Source organism: Sphingopyxis sp. PAMC25046, from assembly GCF_004795895.1.
GTDB lineage: Bacteria > Pseudomonadota > Alphaproteobacteria > Sphingomonadales > Sphingomonadaceae > Sphingopyxis.
Genome location: NZ_CP039250.1, coordinates 3,962,355 through 3,981,566, shown reverse-complemented (window position 1 = coordinate 3,981,566; position 19,212 = coordinate 3,962,355). Strand labels below are relative to the sequence as shown.

Here is a 19,212-nt window from a genome sequence, read left to right as displayed (position 1 = left end):
CGATCAGGCTCCGCGCAGCGCCCGGATATTGCCCGCATAAGCGTCGGGCCCGCCCTTGAAGGTCGCGGTGCCCGCGACGAGCACATCGGCGCCCGCGTCGATCGCGAGCGGCGCGGTGCCCGCATCGATGCCGCCGTCGACTTCGAGCCGGATGTCGCGGCCCGATTTCTCGATCATCTTTTTGACCGCCTCGATCTTGCGAAGCTGGCTCGAAATGAAGCTCTGCCCGCCGAAGCCCGGATTGACGCTCATGATCAGGACGAGGTCGATATCGTCGATCAGATAGTCGAGCATCTTCGCGGGGGTCGCGGGGTTGAGCGAGACGCCCGCCTGCTTGCCCAGCGACTTGATGTGCTGGACGGTGCGGTGGATGTGCGGACCCGCCTCGGGGTGCACGGTGATGATGTCGGCGCCGGCGGCGGCGAAGGCGTCGAGGAAATGGTCGACGGGGCTGATCATCAGATGGACGTCGAAGGGCAGGGTCGAATGCGGGCGCAGCGCCTTCACGACCATCGGGCCGATCGTCAGATTGGGCACATAATGGCCGTCCATCACGTCGATATGGACCCAGTCGGCGCCTGCCGTCTCGATCGCGCGCACTTCCTCGCCGAGCTTCGCGAAATCGGCGCTCAGGATCGACGGGGCAATGCGGACGGGGGTGGTGGAGCCGGTCATGGACCGGCCTTAACCATCTAGCGAGTCGGGAGCAAGCGGGCCGGGTGCGCTATCAACAGCAATCGCCAAGAAAAATGGCGCGGGCTAGCGCCAGCGCCAGCCGCCCTCGGTCCGCGCGCGATAGATCGGCATCGGCGCGAGCCCCGCGGCGATCACCCCGATCGTCATCAGCAACGGCCGCTCGCGGAGCAACACGGCGACGCCGGTAATCAGCGCGACATGAAGCACCATCAGCACCCATCCCTGCCACGCGATCGGCAGGCCGGTCCCATATCCGTTGCGTTTGGGCCGAAACCAGGGGCGTTTGTCCAGAAACAGGTGGATCATTTCAGCTCTCCTCTTTCGGCGGCCGGCCCCGCTTCGGGGGTTGCGACTGCTTGACGCTCACGCCGCGCCGTCCCAGCGCCTCGCGCAGCAATATCTCGATCTCGGCGTTGGCGCTGCGCAATTCGTCGGCGGCCAGCCGTTCGACCGCGGCGTAGAGCGCCGGGTCGAGACGGAGGGCGAAGGCTTTCTTGGCGGACGCGGGCATTGGACAGGCTCAGTAGAGCGAACCGGTGTTGACGACGGGCTGCGTGTCGCGTTCGCCGCACAGCACGACCATCAGGTTCGACACCATCGCCGCCTTGCGTTCGTCGTCGAGGTCGACGACATTCTTCTCCGACAGGTGCGTGAGCGCCATTTCGACCATCGTCACCGCGCCCTCGACCAGCTTCTTGCGCGCTGCGATCACCGCTTCGGCCTGCTGGCGGCGGAGCATCGCGCCGGCGATTTCGGGGGCATAGGCGAGGTGGGTGAGCCCGCATTCGTCGACCGTGATTCCGGCGACGTTCAGCCGCTCGATCAGCGCTTTCCTCAGCTCCTCCCCGACCTCGTCATGGTTGCCGCGCAGCGTGACTTCCTGATGCTCGATGTCGTCATAGGGATAGCGCGAGCCGATCGAGCGCACCGCGGCCTCGATCTGCGCAAGGACGAACTCCTTGTAATCGTCGACGTCGAAAAGTGCCTGCGCGGTGTCGGTGACGCGCCATACGACCTGCGCCGCCATCTCGACCGGGTTGCCGCGTGCGTCGTTGACCTTGATCTTTTCGGAAATGACGTTGTTCGCGCGCACGGCGATCTTCTTGCGCGTCAGCCACGGCAGCACCCAGCGCAGCCCCTCTTCGCGGTCGGTGCCCTTATAGGCGCCGAACAGCTGGATCGCCGCGGCTTCGTTCGGATTGATGAGATAGAAACCGCAGAGAATGAGCGTGCCGACGACGCCCGCAACGACGACAACGATCCATTTCCAGGCGGTCATGACCTCGGCGTTGGCGTTGGTGATCGCCGCCCAGACGGCGACCCCGAGCAGCACCAGCCAGACGAATAGCATCAGATAGCCGCTTTGCGTGGCGGCGCGTGTTTCCCGGCTGCGGTTCAGCGCCGGCGTCCCTGTTTCGAACATCTTTCCCTCCGAATCATTCGATATAATGATGATATCATATTTATATCGAATCGGGCTATGGTCAACGGGATTTTGCGCGCAGGCTGCGGGTGACGGCTTCGGGTGGGAGCCGACCTCGCTCATTCGTCATCCCGGGCTTGATCCGGGATCCATCGCAGCGCTGAAGTCGTGGACCCCGGAACAAGCCCCGGGGTGACGATGTAAGGTGGGGGCTGCCACCGGTCGGCAGCCGCCCAAAACAAAGGTGTTATTATACCAAGTGTACCTAAGGGAAGAGGTGTTAGATGAGCGCGCTTGATGGCGACCGACTGAATGTCAGCGATAGGATGGTAGAGGCTGGTGTGAGGCGCTTCGCCGAAATGCACTTCCTTGATGATGCCGACGAAATCGTGCGCCGGGTGTACGCCGCGATGGAATTTCAGCGCAGGTCGGAAGCTTCCGCGACTAAATCCCGCGCATAAGCGAGAGCGAGATTCCCGAGAAAGAGCGGGTGGATCGACTCGTACAGCTTGTTGATCACACTACCCTTGTGGAGGCGCGGCACATCGTGGGTCTCGAGTTTCCTTGTGCGGGGATTTCTGTTCGTTACTGGTATCGCCGCGAAGATAATCCGATCCACCAGCGTGATTTTTTCACCCGGCACGGCGGGCTCCAAAGGATCGTGCGTCAACTTTCCATCCTTATATTGCGCATTCATCATAACAATACCGCCCGGTGCGGTGAGGAAAGTCTGACGCTGTTCCGCATTTATCTTTTCAAGTCGATGCGTTTTACAATTTCTAGCCGCATGAAGATATCTGAGAAGTTCGTCTTTCTCACGAAATTCAACCTTGCGCGCATACCAGTGCCACGATTGAGTGCCGGTCGCTCCGGCGTTCAACTTCTCGTAAATTTGATAGACTGACTCTAAAAAGTGCCCCCAATAATGCTCCGCCTCTTCCAGATTCTTGGCATTTTTGAGATGGGAAAGGTCCCGCTCCGCCGAACGGATAGCGCGATTAGCTTCGTCTATTGCGTCCGCCCTCATACGGCGATCTTATCGTTGTTTAAGTGAGTCGGCTAGGTGCCGACGCGGGTGCTCTTGCCCTGCATCTTGCTGATACGCTCCACGCCACCACAGTGCGGGCAGACCGGGCCTTCCGGCCAAATTCGCGCCTCTACGTAAGCGTAGGCCGCTTCTTCGTTGTGAAAGTGAGGGGCGGAAAGGTTCGACACGGCTTATCTCCTGAACGTGGATTCACCCTACGTTCTAGGAGTGGGTACGCCAAGTATAACAACGCCAAAACAAAGGGGGCGAAATCGCCCCCTTTGCCGCATCAGTGTCGTTCGCCTCACTCGGTCGGAAAACCGCGCTTCGCGAGCAGCGCCTTCACATCGGGATCGCGGCCGCGGAAGGCGCGATAGGCCTCGGCGCGGTCGGTCTCGTTGCCCGTCATCAGCAGGATGGTGCGGAACTTGTCGGCCACCGTGCGATCCCACGGTCCGCCTGCTTCGGTGAAGGCCGCCCAGGTATCGGCGTCCATCGTTTCCGACCAGAGGTAGCTATAATAGCCCGCCGAATAGGCGTCCGAACTGAACAGATGGCCGAACTGCGGCAGGCGGTGCCGCATCACTATTTCCTTCGGCATGCCAATTTCGGCGAGCGTCTCGCGCTCGAACTTGTCGACATCGGCCGGCGGCGTCTTGCGGTCGTGCAGCTTCATGTCGACGATCGCGCTCGCCAGATATTCGACCGTGGTGAACCCCTGGTTGAACTTGTCGGAGGCGAGGATTTTGTCGACCAGCGCCTGCGGCATCGGCTCGCCCGTCTTGTAGTGCGTCGCATATTTCGACAGCACCTCGGGGGTCATCAGCCAATTCTCGTTCACCTGGCTCGGATATTCGACGAAGTCGCGCGGCACGCCGGCGAGCGCCGGATAGGTGACCTGCTGCAGCAGATAATGGATGCCGTGGCCGAATTCGTGGAACAAAGTCTGCGCATCGTCGAGGCTGATCAGCGTCGGCTCGCCCTTCGCGGCTTCGGTGAAATTATTGTTGTTCGAGGCTAGGACATTGCGCTCGCCGCCCAGCGTCTGCTGGCTGCGATAGGTCGTCATCCACGCGCCCGAACGCTTCCCGTCGCGCGCGAAATTGTCGAGGTAGAAGACCCCGACATTCTCGTTCGTCTTGAGGTTATAGACCTCGAAGGTGCGGACCTTGGGGTCGAACACCGGGATCGTGCCGGTATTTTCCCTGAAGCCGAGATCGTAAAGCTGTCCCGCCGCCCAGAACATGCCCTGGGTCAGCTTGTCGAGCTGGAGATAGGGCTTCACCTCGCTTTCATCGAGGTCGTATTTCGCCTTGCGGACCTTCTCGGCGTAGAAACGGTAATCCCATGGTTCGATCGTGATTTTCGGGCCTTTGCCGGCCTTCGCCTCGGCATCGGCGATCGCCTGCATGTCGGCGACCTCTTCCTTGACGCGCGCGACAGCGGCGGGCCAGACCTTCATCATCAGCCCCATCGCGGCCTCGGGGGTCTTTGCCATCGTGTCGGCCATGCGGTAATGCGCGTGGGTCGGGAAACCGAGCAGTTCGGCGCGCTGCTGGCGCAGCTTCAATATCTGGGCGATCGTCGCATTGGTGTCATTCGCGTCGCCATTGTCGCCGCGGTTCACGAACGCCTTGTAGACCTTTTCGCGAAGCGCGCGGTTGGTGGCATTCTGCAGCACCGGCTGCGCCGACGAGCGCGTGTTCTTGATCGCCCACTGGCCGGGCTTGCCATTGGCTTCGGCGGCCTCGGCGAGCGAAGCGACGAAGCCGGGCTCAAGCCCCGCGAGCTCGGCCTTGTCGGTGACGAAAGTATAGAGCTTTTCGTCGCCGAGCAGCTTCGACGAGAAGGCCGAGAACAGGCCTTCGAGCTTCGAGTTCATCTCGACCAGCTTCGTCTTGTCGGCGGGCGACAGGTTCGCGCCGTCGCGGACCATCTCGTCATAGCTTCGCTCGACGATGCGGATCTGCTGCGCGTTGAGCCCGCTCGAATTGCGCTTCTCGTAAACCGCCTTGTACCGCGCGAACAGCTTGGGATCGAGGAACAGCTCGGTGTAGAATTTGGTGAGCTTGGGGCTCCACTCGGCGTCGATGTCCTCGACGCGGTCGCTCGATTTGTTCGACGTCTGCACCCCCCACAGCGCAAAGAGGCGCTCCATCGTGTCGCCCGCAAGCATCATCGGCACATGGGTGTTCTCGAAGGTCGGCGCTTCGGGGTTGTCGATCACCGCCTGCACCTCGGCCTTGGTTTCGGCCATGCCCTTGGTGAAGGCGTCGGGGAAGAGTTCGGGGTCGAGCTTGTCCCACGGCGGCACCCCTTCATAGGGGCCGGTCCAGGGCTGAAGCAGCGGGTTCGCGCCGGTGGGCGCGGTGGCGGCCGGCTGGGGGGCGGCGGTCGGTTCGGCGGCGGTTGCGATGCTCATCTGGCTATAACCCGTCATCATCGCGGTGGATGCAAGCAGGATCGACAAATGACGGACAAAAGGCTGCGCGGCGCGCGGCATAAGCATATCTCCCCGAAGGATAAGGTTTCGGACGAAACCATGTCGGGCGCCGTCTTAACCGGATATGACAGGGGGGTGCAAGGGTGGGAGGCTTGGTTGATCCTCCCTGTCGCGAAGCGATGGGGAGGGGGGGGCGCCGCGAAGCGGTGGTGGAGGGGCGGCAACGTCGCGTTGTGGCCCCTCCGTCAGCGGCTACGCCGCTGCCACCTCCCCACGGCTTCGCCGCAGGGAGGATTTATTCATCCTGCAAACATCTTCTGCGCCAGCCCCGGCACATCCACGCGGAAAGCAAACACCCCGCCCGCGTGCAGCTGCTCCTCGCGCTCCGCGTCGGTCAGATTCTTGCCCGCGCTGGTGACGAAGGCGGTCTTGAGATCGGGTCCACCGAACGCGATCATCGTCGGGCGCTGGACGGGCAGCTCGACCGTCTGGATCAGCTCGCCCGCGGGCGAGAAGCGCACGACGCGCCAGCCGTCCCACAGCGCCGACCAATAGCAACCCTCGGCATCGACCGCGCCGCCGTCGGGGCGGCCGTTGCCGAACTCGAATTGATGAAAGACGCGGCCGCCCGCCAGCGTGCCCGCCGCCATGTCGACGTCATAGGCGCGGATCGCGTGTGTGGGCGTGTCGGCGTGATAGAAGATGCGCCCGTCGGGGCTGAATGCCGCGCCGTTGCTCGTCGTCAGCCCATGCAGGATTTCGGTCAGCGACCCGTCGGGGTCGAGGCGGTAGAGCGTCGCGGCCGGGTTCGCCTTGTCGCTCGTCAGGCTGCCGACCCACAGGCGGCCGAGCGCATCGACGCGCCCGTCGTTGAAACGCTGCTCGGGCTTGTCCGCGAGCACCGCCGGGCCGAAGGGGCGCGGCGCCGCGCCCCAGCCGTCGATCAGCGCGCAACCATTTTCCAGCGCCGCGACGAGCCCGCCCGCGGCGCGCGGCGCGATGCACCCGACCTGTTCGGGAAGCTCCATGACCTCGTCGGCGCCCGTCGCGGGATCGGTGCGATGGATTTTTCGGGCGTCGATATCGACCCAATAGAGGCGGGCTTCGGCGGCGTGCCAGACGGGTGATTCGCCGAGCAAGGCGCCGGCGTCGAGGAGCAATTCGACCATGCGCCGGGCTCTAGCGCGGCGGAGCGGAACTGCCCAGCGGTTCAGCGGCCTGAAAAGCTATTCGTCGCCCCCGCGGAGGCGGGGGCCGCTGGCAACCTGGCGCAATGCCGATAGCGGCCCCCGCCTTCGCGGGGGGCGACGGAGAACTTCATGCCGTAGCGTCTTTCTACTTGACGTGGACGTAAACGTAAGGTCTTTTGATCGGGAAGATGCGGCCGACTCCCCGCTTGCGTTCGGTCGCCCTCAGGGAAAGGAAGATCAATGTCGCTCGATAGCCTGTCGCGTTTCGCCTATAACGAGGATCATGAGGCGTTCCGCGCGACGGTGCGCCAGTTTCTCGAAAAGGAAGTCGCCCCGAACGCCGCGCAATGGGCCGAGGACAAGATCGTGCCCAAGTCGATCTGGCCGAAAGCGGGCGAGATCGGCATGCTCTGCCCGACGGTTCCCGAGGAATATGGCGGGCTCGGCCTCGACTTTGGCTATAATGCGATCGTCGACGAGGAAAGCGCCTATTACGGCCGCGCCACGACCGGCTTCTCGCTCCAGTCGGACATCGTCACCAGCTACATCGTCAAATATGGCAGCGAAGAGCAGAAGAAGCACTGGCTGCCCCGGATGGTGTCGGGCGAGACGATCACCGCGATCGCGATGACCGAACCGGGCACCGGCTCCGACCTTCAGGGGATGCGCACGACCGCGAAAAAGGATGGCAATCATTATGTCATCAACGGGTCGAAGACCTTCATCACCAACGGCCAGAACGCCGACCTGATCCTCGTCTGCGTCAAGACCGATACCGAGGTCGAACCGGCGTGGAAGGGGGTCTCGATCGTGCTCGTCGAGGCCGACCGCGAGGGTTTCGAGCGCGGCCGCAACCTCGACAAGATCGGTCAGGACGAGGCCGACACGTCGGAGCTCTTCTTCAACGACGTTCGCGTGCCGATCACCAATTGCCTCGGCGAAGAGGGGCAGGGGTTCATCTATCTGATGAGCGAACTGCCGCAGGAGAGGCTTTCGATCGCGGTCAGCGCGCAGGCGTCGGCGCAGCGCGCGTTCGACGACACGGTCGAATATACGCGCGAGCGCAAGGCGTTCGGCAAGCCGATCCTCGATTTCCAGAACAGCCGCTTCGTCCTCGCCGATTTGAAGGCCAAGCTGCAGGTCGGCTGGGCGCATCTCGACTGGGCGCTCGCGCGACACATGAAAAAGGAGCTGACCCCCGAAGAGGGCGCGGCGGCGAAGCTCTGGCACACCGACCTTCAGTGGGAGGTGATGGACAAATGCCTCCAGCTGTTCGGCGGTTCGGGTTACATGAACGAATATCCGATCGCCCGCGCCTGGCGCGCGGCGCGCGTGACGCGCATCTTCGGCGGCACGAACGAAATCATGAAGGAACTGATCGGGCGCAAGCTCTGACGAGAAAACTCTCTCCCCTTGCGGGAGAGAAAGACTTGGCTTGGCGGCTTGCCGCCTAGCAAGTCTTGAGAGGGGTTCTTACGGTTGCGCTGAAGCGCGACCCCTCTCCCGGCTTCGACTAGGCAGCAAGCTGCCAAGTCTCAACATCCCTCTCCCGCAAGGGGAGAGGGAAGAAGGTGAAAGGAATTCTCCCATGGCCACAGCCTATATCGTCGACGCCGTCCGCACCGCGGGCGGCAAGCGCGGCGGCCGCCTTGCCGGCGTCCATCCCGTCGACCTCGGCGCCGCGGTGTTCGACGCGATCGCCGACCGCAACGATTTCGATACCAAGGCGATCGACGACGTCATCACCGGCTGCGTCAGCCAGGGCGGCCAGCAGACGATGGACGTCGGCCGCAACGCGGTGCTCGCCTCGAAGCTCCCCGACTCGATCCCCGCGGTGACGATCGACCGCCAGTGCGGCTCGTCGCAGCAGGCGATCCAGTTCGCGGCGCAGGCGGTGATGTCGGGCACGCAGGACATCGTGCTCGCCAGCGGCATCGAAAGCATGACGCGCGTGCCCATGGGCAGCGTCGCGACCTTGTTCATGAAAGAGGGCCTCGGCCACTACAAGTCCGAGCGGCTCGAGGAAAAATATCCCGGCATCATGTTCAGCCAGTTCATGGGCGCCGAGATGATCGTCAAGAAGCACGGCCTGACCAAGGCGGACCTCGACGCCTATGCGCTCGAAAGCCATCGCCGCGGTGCCGCCGCGACCGAGGCGGGGCACTTCCAGCGCGAGATCGTCGGGGTCGAGATCGACACCCCCGAAGGCCGCGAAATGCACCTGATCGACGAAGGCATCCGCTTCGATGCGACGCTCGAAGGCATCGCGGGCGTCAAGCTGCTTCAGGAAGGCGGCGCGATCACCGCGGCGTCGGCCAGCCAGATCTGCGATGGCGCCTCGGCGGCGCTCGTCGTCTCCGAACAGGCGCTGAAGGACCACAATCTCACGCCGCGCGCGCGCATCCACCACATCTCGGTCACCGCGGGCGACCCGGTGATCATGCTCGAAGAGCCGCTGTTCGCGACCGAACGCGCGCTGAAAAAGGCGGGCATGAAGATCGGCGACATCGACGCCTATGAGGTCAACGAGGCGTTCGCGCCGGTGCCGCTCGCCTGGCTCAAATATCTCGGCGCCGATCCCGCGCGGATCAACCAGCACGGCGGCGCGATCGCGCTCGGCCACCCGCTCGGCGCTTCGGGCACCAAGCTGATGGCGACCCTGCTCGGCGTGCTCGACGCGACGGGCGGCAAATATGGCCTCCAGACGATGTGCGAAGGCGGCGGCCAGGCCAACGTCACGATCGTCGAACGGCTTTGATCTGAAGCAATCAGCGTCGCCCCCGCGAAGGCGGGGGCCGCTATCGGGGCAGCGAGAGGCTGCCAACGGCCCCCGCCTTCGCGGGGGCGACGAATTAGGGAGACTGAATAGATGAAACTCGATTCCACCGTATCCGCCGTCGTCACCGGCGGCGCCTCGGGCCTTGGCGCTGCCACCGCACGCGCGCTCGCCGCGAAGGGCGTCAAGGTCGCGATCTTCGACCTGCAGGAAGAAAAGGGCAAAGCCATTGCCGCCGAACTCGGCGGTGTCTTCTGCGAATGCAACGTCACCGACGACGCGTCGGTCGATGCCGCTTTCGCCAAGGCGCGCGAAGCGCACGGCCAGGAGCGCATCCTCGTCAACTGCGCGGGCACCGGCAACGCGATCAAGACCGCGAGCCGCAGCAAGGAAGACGGCAGCATCAAGCATTTCCCGCTCGATGCCTTCAACTGGATCATCCAGATCAACCTCGTCGGCACCTTCCGCTGCATCGCCAAGTCGGCGGCGGGCATGCTGACGCTCGACCCGATGGAAGACGGCGAGCGCGGCGCGATCGTCAACACCGCGTCGGTCGCGGCCGAGGACGGCCAGATCGGTCAGGCGGCTTACTCCGCGTCGAAGGGCGGCGTCGTCGGCATGACCCTCCCCATCGCGCGCGACCTCGCGAGCGAAAATATCCGCGTCAACACGATCCTGCCGGGCATCTTCGATACCCCGCTGCTCGCGGGCGCGCCGCAGAATGTCCGCGACGCGCTGGGAGCCTCGGTGCTCAATCCGAAGCGCCTCGGCAACCCGGTCGAATATGCCAACCTTGCCATGTGCATGATCGAGAATGGCTATTTCAACGGCGAGGACGTCCGCCTCGACGGCGGCATCCGCATGGCGCCGCGCTGATATGCCGAAACCGGAGAGCTGGCGGCTGAACGCCGCCAGCTACCCCGTCCATCTGGACTTGCAAACGCGGTTCCAGGACATGGACATCAACGGCCACCTCAACAATGTAGCCTTCGCTGCGCTGTTCGAAAGTGGTCGCGTCTTGCTCAACCGCGAAGTACGCCCGCTGGGCGAACGTCCCGCGAACGAGCGGACGATGGTCGCGGCGGTCGAGATCAACTATCTCGCCGAGGGCAATTTCCCCGACCCGGTAAAGATCGCGACCGGCATCGGCCGCCTCGGTACCTCGAGCTGGACGATCGTCCAGGCGATGTTCCAGAACGGCCGCGCCATCGCGACCTGCGACACGGTGGTGGTGTGCCGCACCGACGGGCAGGCGAAGCCGCTGCGCGCGGAGATGGTCGCGGAGCTCGAAGAGAAGCTGGCGAAGGCGGTCTAGGTTCCTTCTCCCTTGATGGGAGAAGGACACGGAGCCTTGCGCCGAAGGCGCTAGGCGAAGCTGGATGAGGGTGATGGTGCGTCATGGCACTGCCCGTCTCAGGCCGAAACCGCACCCTCGCCGCTGCGACTAGGCAGCAAGCTGCCAAGTCTCGCTGCCTCCCCCATCAAGGGGGAGGGGAAAATCAGAGCTTCTTGTCCGCATCGGGCACCGACCGGATCAAATCGCGCGCGAAACCGATCAGCCCGATCTGACGGCGGCGCTTCAATCGCTCGGCGCGCAGGATCGCGCGGACCTCGTCGAAGCAGCCTTCGACATTGTCGTTGATGAGGACATAGTCATAGCCGTCCCAGTGGCTGATCTCGTTCGCCGCACGTTCCATCCGCGCCGCGATCACCTCGTCGCTATCGGTGTTGCGCGCGCGCAGCCGCCGTTCGAGCTCCTCCATCGTCGGCGGCAGCACGAACACGCGCACGACGTCGGGGCCGGCTTCCTGATAAAGCTGCTGCGCGCCCTGCCAGTCGATATCGAACAGCACATCCTTGCCCGCCTCGAGCATCGCATCGACCGGCGCGCGCGGCGTGCCGTAGCGGTGGCCGAAGACATGCGCCCATTCGAGGAACTCGCCGTCGGCGGCCATCTTCTTGAAGGTTTCGACATCGACGAAATGATAATGGACCCCGTCGACCTCGCCGGGGCGCGGCGGGCGCGTCGTCGCCGAGATCGACAGCGCGATATCCTTGTCGGCCTCGAGCATCATGCGCGAGATGGTGGTCTTGCCCGCGCCCGACGGCGAGGAAAGGACGAACAACACGCCGCGGCGGTTCAGGTGGACGCTTTCAGCCATGGGCGCTAATTGCGCGAGAGACGGGCGCGGTCAAGCGGGAAGGGGCGGCGATGATCCTTGGGGTTTCAAGACGGGGCTGGCTGGTCGCCGCGGCACTGATGGTCCTTTTCGCCGCGATCCTTTTCGCGATGGGACGCCCGCCGATCTGCCCGTGCGGAAGCGTAAGCCTGTGGCACGGCACCGTCCAATCGAACCAGAACAGCCAGCAGATTTCGGACTGGTACAGCTTCAGCCATGTCATCCATGGCTTCCTCTTCTTCGGCCTGTCGCGCTGGCTGATCCCGCGCCAGCCCTTGTGGGTCGCACTTGCGCTAGCGATCGGGATAGAGGCGGCGTGGGAAATCCTCGAAAATTCGCCCGTCATCATCGACCGCTATCGCGAAGTCACGATGGCCTATGGCTATTCGGGCGATTCGATCCTCAATTCGGTCAGCGACGCGCTCTTCATGATCCTCGGCTTCCTCGCGGCGAGCCGGATGCGCTGGTGGGCGACGGTGGCGATCGCGATCGCCTTCGAACTCTTCACGTTGTGGACGATCCGCGACAATCTGACACTCAATGTGCTGATGCTGGTGTCGCCGATCGAGGCGGTGAAGGAGTGGCAGGCGGGTTAGTACAGAGCGCGTTTAGTCCGCCTATCGTCCCGTTTGTGTCGAGCGAAGTCGAGACACCCATCAGCCTCGCGCAACACCGACGGTGTCTCGACTTCGCTCGACACGAACGGGATTAGGGTGCTGCGGATTACGCGCGCTGCTATTTTCAATGTATCGCCGGCCGTTTCCCGTTTGCGTCCACCGGGATCGCGGGCGGCAGCGCGTCGCCCATCGTCTCGCCGTCGGTCGGCACCTTCGCGGTGCCCGCATAGGTGTCGACGACGCCTGCATTCGCGAGCTCGGGATCGAGCGCATGCGCTTCCGCCGCCGCCTTGCGCGCTTCGGACCGTTCGGCCCATTTCTTGGTGAGATAGGCGCCCGCGACCGTCGCCGCCAGCACCGCATAGCGCTGCGGGAACAGGCGCCGCGCGGCGAACAATGTGCCAGCGCCGATCACGGCACCCGCGACGGGATGGTTGCCCTGCTTCCGTCCGATGGCGCTGCCCAGGACGCCGCCTACGATGCGACCGATCATCTTGTCTCTCCTTCCCCTCTTCAATTCGCAAGGGCGGCTCAGGGTTCCGATCCCAGCATCGTGCGCGGATCGACCACCCGGTCGAAAGTCGCGGCATCGACATAGCCGAGATCGAGCGCGGCTTCTTTCAATGTGCCGCCGGTTTCATGCGCATGTTTCGCGATCTTCGCCGCCTTGTCATAGCCGATTTCGGGCGCCAGCGCGGTGACGAGCATCAGCGAGCGATCGACCAGCTCGGCGATACGTGTCCGGTTGGGCTCGATTCCGGCGACGCAGCGTTCGGCGAACGTTGTCATGCCGGTACTCAGCAGATTGATCGAACGCAGCACATTGGCGCCTATCAGCGGCTTGAAGACGTTGAGTTCCAAGTGCCCCTGCAGTCCGCCCACGGTCACAGCCTGGTGGTTGCCGATCACCTGTGCCGCAACCATCGTCAGCATTTCGCACTGCGTCGGATTGACCTTGCCGGGCATGATCGAGCTGCCGGGCTCGTTGGCTGGCAGGTCGAGTTCGCCCAATCCGGCGCGCGGCCCCGAGCCCATAAGGCGAATGTCGTTTGCGATCTTGGTCAGCGAGACGGCGATTACATTGAGGGCACCGGAAAGTTCGACGAGCGCGTCGTTGCTTGCCAGCGCTTCGAATTTATTGGTTGCGCTGGAGAATTCAACGCCCGCAAGCGCGCTGATCTCGCGCGCTATGTCCTCGCCGAATTGGGCGGGGGCATTAAGACCGGTCCCGACGGCGGTCCCGCCTTGCGCCAAATGGAATATGTCCGTCGACGCGCTCGTGATGCGCACGCTCGCCTTGGCAAGCTGCACCGCATAGCCCGAAAATTCCTGCCCCAGCGTTAGCGGTGTTGCATCCTGAAGATGCGTGCGACCGATCTTGATGATATCGGACCAATCCTCCGCCTTTTTTTCGAGTTCGCTGCAAAGCTGGAGGATGGCGGGTTGCAAGTGGCTGCGCAGCGCGAGGGCTGCCGCAACGTGTAGCGCGGTCGGGAAGCTGTCGTTCGACGACTGGCTCATATTCACATGATCGTTCGGATGCACCGGCGACTTGCCGCCGCGGGTCCCGGCGAGCCGTTCATTGGCGATCCCGGCGATCACCTCGTTGACATTCATATTGCTTTGGGTGCCGCTGCCCGTCTGCCAGATGACGAGGGGGAACTGATCGTCGAATTTTCCTGCAACGATATCGGCTGCCGCCGCTTCGATGGCGTCAGCCAGCGCCGGATCGAGCCCGTGGTTCCGATTAACACGTGCTGCGGCCTGTTTGATGAGCGCGAGCGCGTGGACGATCTCGATCGGCATCCGCTCGCGCGCGCCGAAGGGGAAATTTTCGATCGATCGCTGCGTCTGCGCGCCCCAATAGGCCTCGGCGGGAACCTCGATCTCTCCGATACTGTCGCTTTCAATTCGCGCGCTCATGCCACCAGCATCCTTGTCACCAGAACCGCACCCGCCCAGATCATCGCGACGAGACCCAGCAACTGCCAATAGCCGCCCTCGCCGATGCGGCGGCGCAGCCATGCGGCGGCAAGCCAGACGAGTACAAGCGCCGGCGTCAGCACCAGCAGGCTGAAGCGCAGCAGTCCGTCGGCGATCTGTCCGCCCGCATAGTCGCCCTCGAACAGCGCATAACCCTCGACGCCCCACCAGAAGGCGCCGGTCAGCACGAGCATTCCGGCGAGTGCCCAATATTGCCAGAAGCGGCTCGGGGGCCAGAGCGGGCCCACGACGCTATCTCTTCTTGCCGAAATCCACCGTCACGACGTTCGACCCGTCCTCGCTCGTGACGTCGGGGCGGTCATTGTCGGCTTCGTCGTGCGGCTCGGGCTGCGCGGCCTCGTCGTCGCTGACCTGGAACTGCAGCCCGAAATCGACCGACGGATCGACGAAGGCGGTGATCGCGGCATAGGGGATCGTCAGCATCGACGGCGTCTGGTTGAACGACAGGCCGACGCGGAAATGATCCTCCTCGACGCTCAGGTCCCAGAAACGGTTCTGCAGCACGATCGTCATTTCGTCGGGGAATTTGGCGATCAGATGCGCGGGGATGTCGACCCCCGGGGCCTGCGTCTTGAAGGTGATATAGAAATGATGTTCGCCGGGCAGGCTGTCGTAACCCTCGATCTGGCTCAGCACGCGGCCGACCACGGCGCGCAGCGCGTCCTGCACGATTTCGTCATAGGGAATCAGGCTGTCGCGAACGTCATCACTCATGGCGAAGGGGGATGAACGCGCGCCGCGTGCGGGTCAAGGGGGGTCAAGGGGGGAGAATCGCCTTGCAACGCGAAACAGACGCTCTAAGGGGTCGCCCATGCGAACCGCCACCGTCCAGCGCACGACCAAGGAAACGGATATCGCGATCACCGTCAACCTCGACGGGACGGGCGAATATTCGGTGTCCACCGGCATCGGTTTCCTCGACCATATGGTCGAACAATTGTCGCGCCACTCGCTGATCGACATTTCGATGGCCGTGAAGGGCGACCTTCATATCGACCAGCACCACACGGTCGAGGACAGCGCATTGGCGCTCGGCGAAGCGGTGGCCAAGGCGCTCGGCGACAAGCGCGGCATCGCCCGCTATGGCGAGGCGCACGCGCCGATGGACGAGACGCTGACGCGCTGCGTGCTCGACATTTCGGGACGCCCGCACTGCGTCTATAAATCCAGCTTCTCGCAGCCGCGGCTCGGCGAGATGGATACCGAGATGTTTCCGCACTGGTTCCACAGCTTCGCGCAGACCGCGGGCATCACGCTGCACATCGAAATGCTCTATGGCGAGAACAACCATCACATCGCCGAAAGCATGTACAAGGCGCTTGCGCGTGCCTTGAGGCAGGCGGTCGAGATCGACCCGCGCAAGGGCGACGCGATCCCCTCGACCAAGGGCGTTCTCTAGGGGCCATCCATGAGCGTTGTTGCCCTGATCGACTATGGCGCGGGCAATCTTCGCTCGGTGCATAATGCGCTCGTCGCGGCGGGCGCCGACAATGTCGCGGTCACCGCCGATCCCGATGTCGTAGCCAAGGCCGACCGCATCGTGCTGCCCGGCGTCGGCGCCTTCGCCGCGTGCATGAACGGGCTTTCGGCGATTCGGGGACTGATCGCGGCGATGGAGCAGCGCGTGCGCGGCGAGGGGGCGCCCTTCCTCGGCATCTGCGTCGGCATGCAATTGCTCGCCGACGCGGGCGAGGAGCATGGGACGCACAAGGGGCTCGGCTGGATCGGCGGTACGGTGCGCGCCTTCGATCCGGCGCCGGGCCTCCGCATCCCGCACATGGGCTGGAACGACGTCGTTCCAACCTTCGCGCACCCGGTGATCGCGGCGGGCGAGGCCTATTATCTCCACGGCTATCATTTCGCCGATGCCGCGCATGTCGCCGCGACGAGCAGCCATGGTTCGACCTTCGCGGCGGCGGTGGCGAAGGACAATATCGTCGGCGTCCAGTTCCACCCCGAAAAAAGCCAGGCCTACGGCCTCGCGACACTAGAGAGATTCCTCGCATGGCGCCCGTAGATTCTGGCCTGACCATCTTCCCCGCGATCGACCTCAAGGGCGGGCAGGTCGTGCGGCTCGCCGAGGGCGATATGGCGCGCGCGACCGTCTATGGCGACGATCCCGCGGCGCAGGCGCGCCTCTTCGCCGATGCGGGCGCGTCGCACCTGCATGTCGTCGACCTCGACGGCGCCTTCGCGGGCGAAAGCGTCAATGGCGCGGCGGTCGAGAGCATCATCGCGGCCTTTCCGGGCAAGGTGCAGGTCGGCGGCGGCGTCCGTAATCGCGAAGGCGTCGACCGCTGGCTCGCGCTCGGCGTCGAGCGCGTGATCATCGGCACCGCCGCGCTCAAGGATTCCGAATTCGTCAAATCCGCCGCGCGCGACCTGCCCGGCCGGATCGTCGTCGGCGTCGATGCCCGCGATGGCATGGTCGCGACCGAGGGCTGGGCCGACGTCTCCGACGTCCGCGTCGAGGATCTCGCGCGCCGCTTCGAGGATGCCGGCGTCGCCGCCTTGCTCTTCACCGACGTCGGCCGCGACGGGCTGCTCAAGGGCTGCAATGTCGAGGCGACCGTGGCGCTCGCCAAGGCCGTGAGCATCCCCGTGATCGCCAGCGGCGGCGTCGCCGACATCGGCGACATCCATGCGCTTCGCCCGCACGTAGCCGACGGCATCGAGGGCGTGATCACCGGCCGCGCACTCTACGACGGCCGCCTCGACCTTGAGCAAGCGATTGCGATGGGGCGGGCGTGAGAAACGCCCTCTTCTCCGCTAGTGTCGAGCGTAGTCGAGACACCTCCTGGCTGGGCGCTTTGCTTCGGCGTGTCTCGACTTCGCTCGACACGAACGGGGTTGGGGGGGCGGGTTCGTGACCGTCCGCGTCCGCGTCATCCCCTGTCTCGACGTCGCCGACGGGCGCGTGGTCAAGGGCGTCAATTTCGTCGATCTGCGTGACGCGGGCGACCCGGTCGAGGCCGCGCGCGCCTATGACGCCGCGGGCGCCGACGAGCTTTGCTTCCTCGATATCAGCGCCAGCCATCAGGGCCGCGGCACCTTGCTCGACATGGTCGCGCGCACCGCCGAGGTCTGCTTCATGCCGCTCACCGTCGGCGGCGGCGTGCGCAGCGCCGACGATGCGCGCGCGCTATTGCTCGCGGGCGCCGACAAGGTCGCGGTGAACAGCGCCGCGGTCGCACGCCCCGAACTCGTCGCCGACATCGCCGATCGGTTCGGCAGCCAGTGCGCGGTCGGGAGCATCGACGCGCGGCGGGTCGAAGACGCCCGCTGGGAAATCTTCACCCATGGCGGCCGCAAGCCCACCGGGATCGACGCGCTCGAACACGCCGTCCGCCTCGCCACCCTCGGCGCGGGCGAGCTGCTCGTGACCAGCATGGACCGCGATGGCACCAAGGACGGCTACGACCTCGCGCTCACCCGCGCGATCGCCGACGCGGTCAGTGTGCCCGTGATCGCATCGGGCGGCGTCGGCAACCTCGACCATCTCGTCGCCGGCGTGATCGAAGGCGGCGCCAGCGCGGTGCTCGCCGCCAGCATCTTTCACTTCGGCGAAGCGACGGTGGCCGAGGCCCATGCGCGGCTCGCCGCGGCGGGGCTGCCGGTGCGCGCGCATTAAATTGCGTCCCCCAAAAAATCGGACTGGGGGTATTCAGGCGCGAAAGCGGCTGCAATAGAAGCCCGATGACCGCAAAGCTCCGCCTCGCCGATCGCACCAACGACATCTTTCCGATCCTCGGCTTCGTCGCCGCGATGGCGAGCCTTGCGATGCCGCTCAACCCCTGGCTCGTCGCCTTCATCCTCTGCGGCGCGGTCGTCGCGGCGGTCCACCATGCCGAGGTGATCGCGCACCGCGTCGGCGAACCCTTCGGCACGCTGATCCTCGCGCTCGCGGTGACGGTGATCGAGGTCGGGCTGATCCTCACCCTGATGCAGGCCGAACCCGAAAAGGCCCAGACGCTCGCGCGCGACACGGTGTTCGCGGCGGTCATGGTGATCCTCAACCTCCTGATGGGCCTCTGCCTTTTGAGCGGGGCGATCCGCCATCACGAACAGCGTTTCCAGCGCACCGGCATGGGCGCCGCGCTTGCGACGCTGACGGTGCTGACGGTCGTCACGCTGGTGCTGCCCAATTTTACCTCGAGCGTGCCGGGCCCCTTCTATTCGGCAACCCAGCTCGGTTTCGTCGCCGTGGTGTCGCTGATCCTCTACGCGACCTTCGCGCTCGTCCAGACGGTCCGCCACCGCGATTATTTCCTTCCCGACGGCGATGCTGACGGTGACGGCGTACCCGACGCGCACGCCCCGCCGCCGAGCATGCAGCGCACCGCCATTTCGGGCGCGCTGCTCCTCGCCAGCCTCGTCGCGGTCGTGCTGCTCGCCAAAAATCTTTCGCCGGTGATGGGCGCGCTGCTTGCCGACTGGGGCGCGCCGCCCGCGGTGCTCGGCGTGCTGATCGCGGCGCTGATCCTCGCGCCCGAAGGGCTCGCGGCGGTGCGCGCGGCGAAGGCCGACCGCCTCCAGACCAGCCTCAACCTCGCGCTGGGATCGGCGCTCGCTACCATCGGGCTCACCATCCCGGCGGTCGCGATCCTGTCGATCGTCGCCGACCTGCCGATCGGCCTCGGCCTCGACGCCAAATCGACCGTGCTGCTCTTCCTCTCGCTGATCGTGTCGGTGCAGACGCTGGCGAACGGCCGGACGACCGTGTTGCAGGGGGTGATCCACCTGATGCTCTTCGCGATCTATCTGTTCACGACGTTTGTGCCGTAAATCGGTTTCAGCTTTGCTGAAACCAGGCTGCGCCGGCCCGCTCCCCCACCCGGCCTCCCTAGTTTAGTATC

22 protein-coding genes and 1 pseudogene are annotated in these 19,212 nt (G+C 64.6%); 10 read left to right on the top strand and 13 right to left on the bottom strand.

What is annotated here, in order from left to right:
* Positions 1-3: 3 nt before the first annotated feature.
* The 8 genes and pseudogenes from rpe to E5675_RS18665 all read right to left on the bottom strand — a co-directional run bounded on the left by rpe (position 4) and on the right by E5675_RS18665 (position 6,758).
* Positions 4-675 (bottom strand): ribulose-phosphate 3-epimerase, encoded by a 672-nt coding sequence (gene rpe / locus E5675_RS18700; protein ID WP_136175835.1) that lies wholly within the window; start codon positions 673-675, stop codon positions 4-6.
* 84 nt (positions 676-759) lie between these two features.
* Positions 760-1,002: a hypothetical protein gene (locus E5675_RS18695; RefSeq protein ID WP_136175834.1), complete on the bottom strand. Its 243-nt coding sequence runs from the start codon at positions 1,000-1,002 to the stop codon at positions 760-762.
* Position 1,003: 1 nt separating this feature from the next.
* Positions 1,004-1,207, bottom strand: a complete 204-nt coding sequence (locus tag E5675_RS18690; RefSeq protein WP_136175833.1) for a toxin-antitoxin system HicB family antitoxin — start codon at positions 1,205-1,207, stop codon at positions 1,004-1,006.
* A gap of 9 nt (positions 1,208-1,216) precedes the next feature.
* The gene (locus E5675_RS18685; RefSeq protein ID WP_136175832.1) at positions 1,217-2,119 is read right to left on the bottom strand and encodes an SPFH domain-containing protein; all 903 of its coding nucleotides are present in this window, start codon (positions 2,117-2,119) and stop codon (positions 1,217-1,219) included.
* A 418-nt stretch (positions 2,120-2,537) separates the two neighbouring features.
* Positions 2,538-3,146: a hypothetical protein gene (locus E5675_RS18680; RefSeq protein ID WP_136175831.1), complete on the bottom strand. Its 609-nt coding sequence runs from the start codon at positions 3,144-3,146 to the stop codon at positions 2,538-2,540.
* Positions 3,147-3,184: 38 nt separating this feature from the next.
* Positions 3,185-3,334: pseudogene (locus E5675_RS18675) on the bottom strand (transposase); the annotation flags it as partial.
* 116 nt (positions 3,335-3,450) lie between these two features.
* Positions 3,451-5,649, bottom strand: a complete 2,199-nt coding sequence (locus E5675_RS18670) for a M3 family metallopeptidase (protein ID WP_136175830.1) — start codon at positions 5,647-5,649, stop codon at positions 3,451-3,453.
* Positions 5,650-5,888: 239 nt separating this feature from the next.
* Positions 5,889-6,758: an SMP-30/gluconolactonase/LRE family protein gene (locus tag E5675_RS18665; protein ID WP_136175829.1), complete on the bottom strand. Its 870-nt coding sequence runs from the start codon at positions 6,756-6,758 to the stop codon at positions 5,889-5,891.
* 261 nt (positions 6,759-7,019) lie between these two features.
* Between E5675_RS18665 and E5675_RS18660 the strand changes: the two genes are divergently transcribed.
* The 4 genes from E5675_RS18660 (at position 7,020) to E5675_RS18645 (ending at position 10,870) form a co-directional block, all read left to right on the top strand.
* On the top strand, positions 7,020-8,174 hold the full coding sequence (locus tag E5675_RS18660) for an acyl-CoA dehydrogenase family protein (protein ID WP_136175828.1): 1,155 nt from the start codon (positions 7,020-7,022) through the stop codon (positions 8,172-8,174).
* 193 nt (positions 8,175-8,367) lie between these two features.
* Complete coding sequence (locus E5675_RS18655; RefSeq protein ID WP_136175827.1) at positions 8,368-9,537, top strand: acetyl-CoA C-acetyltransferase; 1,170 nt, start codon at positions 8,368-8,370, stop codon at positions 9,535-9,537.
* Between the two features lie 111 nt (positions 9,538-9,648).
* Positions 9,649-10,431: an SDR family NAD(P)-dependent oxidoreductase gene (locus tag E5675_RS18650; protein ID WP_136175826.1), complete on the top strand. Its 783-nt coding sequence runs from the start codon at positions 9,649-9,651 to the stop codon at positions 10,429-10,431.
* 1 nt (position 10,432) lies between these two features.
* Positions 10,433-10,870 (top strand): acyl-CoA thioesterase, encoded by a 438-nt coding sequence (locus E5675_RS18645; RefSeq protein ID WP_136175825.1) that lies wholly within the window; start codon positions 10,433-10,435, stop codon positions 10,868-10,870.
* Positions 10,871-11,054: 184 nt separating this feature from the next.
* Here E5675_RS18645 and gmk read toward each other — a convergent pair whose 3' ends face one another.
* Entirely contained in the window at positions 11,055-11,717 is a 663-nt protein-coding gene (gene gmk / locus E5675_RS18640) for a guanylate kinase (protein WP_136175824.1), read from the bottom strand.
* A 50-nt stretch (positions 11,718-11,767) separates the two neighbouring features.
* On the opposite strand from gmk, the gene E5675_RS18635 reads away from it, so the two are divergent.
* Positions 11,768-12,331 carry a DUF2585 domain-containing protein gene (locus tag E5675_RS18635; protein ID WP_136175823.1) on the top strand — a complete coding sequence of 188 codons (564 nt, stop codon included), beginning with the start codon at positions 11,768-11,770 and terminating at the stop codon, positions 12,329-12,331.
* Positions 12,332-12,476: 145 nt separating this feature from the next.
* Here the strand turns inward: E5675_RS18635 and E5675_RS18630 are convergent, their stop codons facing one another.
* Genes E5675_RS18630 through E5675_RS18615 form a run of 4 tightly spaced genes read right to left on the bottom strand, consistent with a single transcriptional unit; the run spans position 12,477 to position 15,070 of the window.
* A complete protein-coding gene (locus E5675_RS18630) occupies positions 12,477-12,845 on the bottom strand; it encodes a hypothetical protein (RefSeq protein ID WP_136175822.1) in 369 nt (122 codons plus the stop codon).
* Between the two features lie 38 nt (positions 12,846-12,883).
* Positions 12,884-14,275: a class II fumarate hydratase gene (gene fumC, locus E5675_RS18625; protein ID WP_136175821.1), complete on the bottom strand. Its 1,392-nt coding sequence runs from the start codon at positions 14,273-14,275 to the stop codon at positions 12,884-12,886.
* Positions 14,272-14,583 carry a hypothetical protein gene (locus tag E5675_RS18620; protein WP_136175820.1) on the bottom strand — a complete coding sequence of 104 codons (312 nt, stop codon included), beginning with the start codon at positions 14,581-14,583 and terminating at the stop codon, positions 14,272-14,274. Before E5675_RS18620 ends, fumC begins: the two co-directional genes overlap by 4 nt.
* 4 nt (positions 14,584-14,587) lie before the next feature.
* Positions 14,588-15,070, bottom strand: coding sequence for a ClpXP protease specificity-enhancing factor SspB (locus E5675_RS18615; RefSeq protein ID WP_037556249.1), 483 nt, complete (start codon positions 15,068-15,070; stop codon positions 14,588-14,590).
* 97 nt (positions 15,071-15,167) lie between these two features.
* Here E5675_RS18615 and hisB point away from each other — a divergent pair, with 97 nt between their 5' ends.
* The 5 genes from hisB to E5675_RS18590 all read left to right on the top strand — a co-directional run bounded on the left by hisB (position 15,168) and on the right by E5675_RS18590 (position 19,141).
* Positions 15,168-15,755 (top strand): imidazoleglycerol-phosphate dehydratase HisB, encoded by a 588-nt coding sequence (gene hisB / locus E5675_RS18610; protein ID WP_136175819.1) that lies wholly within the window; start codon positions 15,168-15,170, stop codon positions 15,753-15,755.
* Between the two features lie 9 nt (positions 15,756-15,764).
* Positions 15,765-16,373, top strand: a complete 609-nt coding sequence (hisH, locus tag E5675_RS18605) for an imidazole glycerol phosphate synthase subunit HisH (protein WP_136175818.1) — start codon at positions 15,765-15,767, stop codon at positions 16,371-16,373.
* A complete protein-coding gene (gene hisA / locus E5675_RS18600) occupies positions 16,361-17,107 on the top strand; it encodes a 1-(5-phosphoribosyl)-5-[(5-phosphoribosylamino)methylideneamino]imidazole-4-carboxamide isomerase (protein ID WP_136175817.1) in 747 nt (248 codons plus the stop codon). The genes hisH and hisA overlap by 13 nt, the downstream gene beginning before the upstream one ends.
* Before the next feature lie 115 nt (positions 17,108-17,222).
* On the top strand, positions 17,223-17,987 hold the full coding sequence (gene hisF / locus E5675_RS18595) for an imidazole glycerol phosphate synthase subunit HisF (RefSeq protein WP_136175816.1): 765 nt from the start codon (positions 17,223-17,225) through the stop codon (positions 17,985-17,987).
* 65 nt (positions 17,988-18,052) lie between these two features.
* The gene (locus tag E5675_RS18590) at positions 18,053-19,141 is read left to right on the top strand and encodes an ionic transporter y4hA (protein ID WP_136175815.1); all 1,089 of its coding nucleotides are present in this window, start codon (positions 18,053-18,055) and stop codon (positions 19,139-19,141) included.
* Positions 19,142-19,212 lie beyond the last annotated feature (71 nt).

Coding starts and splice junctions, on each gene's coding strand:
- rpe (WP_136175835.1), bottom strand. CDS start 675: ATGACCGGCTCCACCACCCCCGTCCGCATTGCCCCGTCGATCCTGAGC.
- E5675_RS18695 (WP_136175834.1), bottom strand. CDS start 1,002: ATGATCCACCTGTTTCTGGACAAACGCCCCTGGTTTCGGCCCAAACGC.
- E5675_RS18690 (WP_136175833.1), bottom strand. CDS start 1,207: ATGCCCGCGTCCGCCAAGAAAGCCTTCGCCCTCCGTCTCGACCCGGCG.
- E5675_RS18685 (WP_136175832.1), bottom strand. CDS start 2,119: ATGTTCGAAACAGGGACGCCGGCGCTGAACCGCAGCCGGGAAACACGC.
- E5675_RS18680 (WP_136175831.1), bottom strand. CDS start 3,146: ATGAGGGCGGACGCAATAGACGAAGCTAATCGCGCTATCCGTTCGGCG.
- E5675_RS18670 (WP_136175830.1), bottom strand. CDS start 5,649: ATGCCGCGCGCCGCGCAGCCTTTTGTCCGTCATTTGTCGATCCTGCTT.
- E5675_RS18665 (WP_136175829.1), bottom strand. CDS start 6,758: ATGGTCGAATTGCTCCTCGACGCCGGCGCCTTGCTCGGCGAATCACCC.
- E5675_RS18660 (WP_136175828.1), top strand. CDS start 7,020: ATGTCGCTCGATAGCCTGTCGCGTTTCGCCTATAACGAGGATCATGAG.
- E5675_RS18655 (WP_136175827.1), top strand. CDS start 8,368: ATGGCCACAGCCTATATCGTCGACGCCGTCCGCACCGCGGGCGGCAAG.
- E5675_RS18650 (WP_136175826.1), top strand. CDS start 9,649: ATGAAACTCGATTCCACCGTATCCGCCGTCGTCACCGGCGGCGCCTCG.
- E5675_RS18645 (WP_136175825.1), top strand. CDS start 10,433: ATGCCGAAACCGGAGAGCTGGCGGCTGAACGCCGCCAGCTACCCCGTC.
- gmk (WP_136175824.1), bottom strand. CDS start 11,717: ATGGCTGAAAGCGTCCACCTGAACCGCCGCGGCGTGTTGTTCGTCCTT.
- E5675_RS18635 (WP_136175823.1), top strand. CDS start 11,768: ATGATCCTTGGGGTTTCAAGACGGGGCTGGCTGGTCGCCGCGGCACTG.
- E5675_RS18630 (WP_136175822.1), bottom strand. CDS start 12,845: ATGATCGGTCGCATCGTAGGCGGCGTCCTGGGCAGCGCCATCGGACGG.
- fumC (WP_136175821.1), bottom strand. CDS start 14,275: ATGAGCGCGCGAATTGAAAGCGACAGTATCGGAGAGATCGAGGTTCCC.
- E5675_RS18615 (WP_037556249.1), bottom strand. CDS start 15,070: ATGAGTGATGACGTTCGCGACAGCCTGATTCCCTATGACGAAATCGTG.
- hisB (WP_136175819.1), top strand. CDS start 15,168: ATGCGAACCGCCACCGTCCAGCGCACGACCAAGGAAACGGATATCGCG.
- hisH (WP_136175818.1), top strand. CDS start 15,765: ATGAGCGTTGTTGCCCTGATCGACTATGGCGCGGGCAATCTTCGCTCG.
- hisA (WP_136175817.1), top strand. CDS start 16,361: ATGGCGCCCGTAGATTCTGGCCTGACCATCTTCCCCGCGATCGACCTC.
- E5675_RS18590 (WP_136175815.1), top strand. CDS start 18,053: ATGACCGCAAAGCTCCGCCTCGCCGATCGCACCAACGACATCTTTCCG.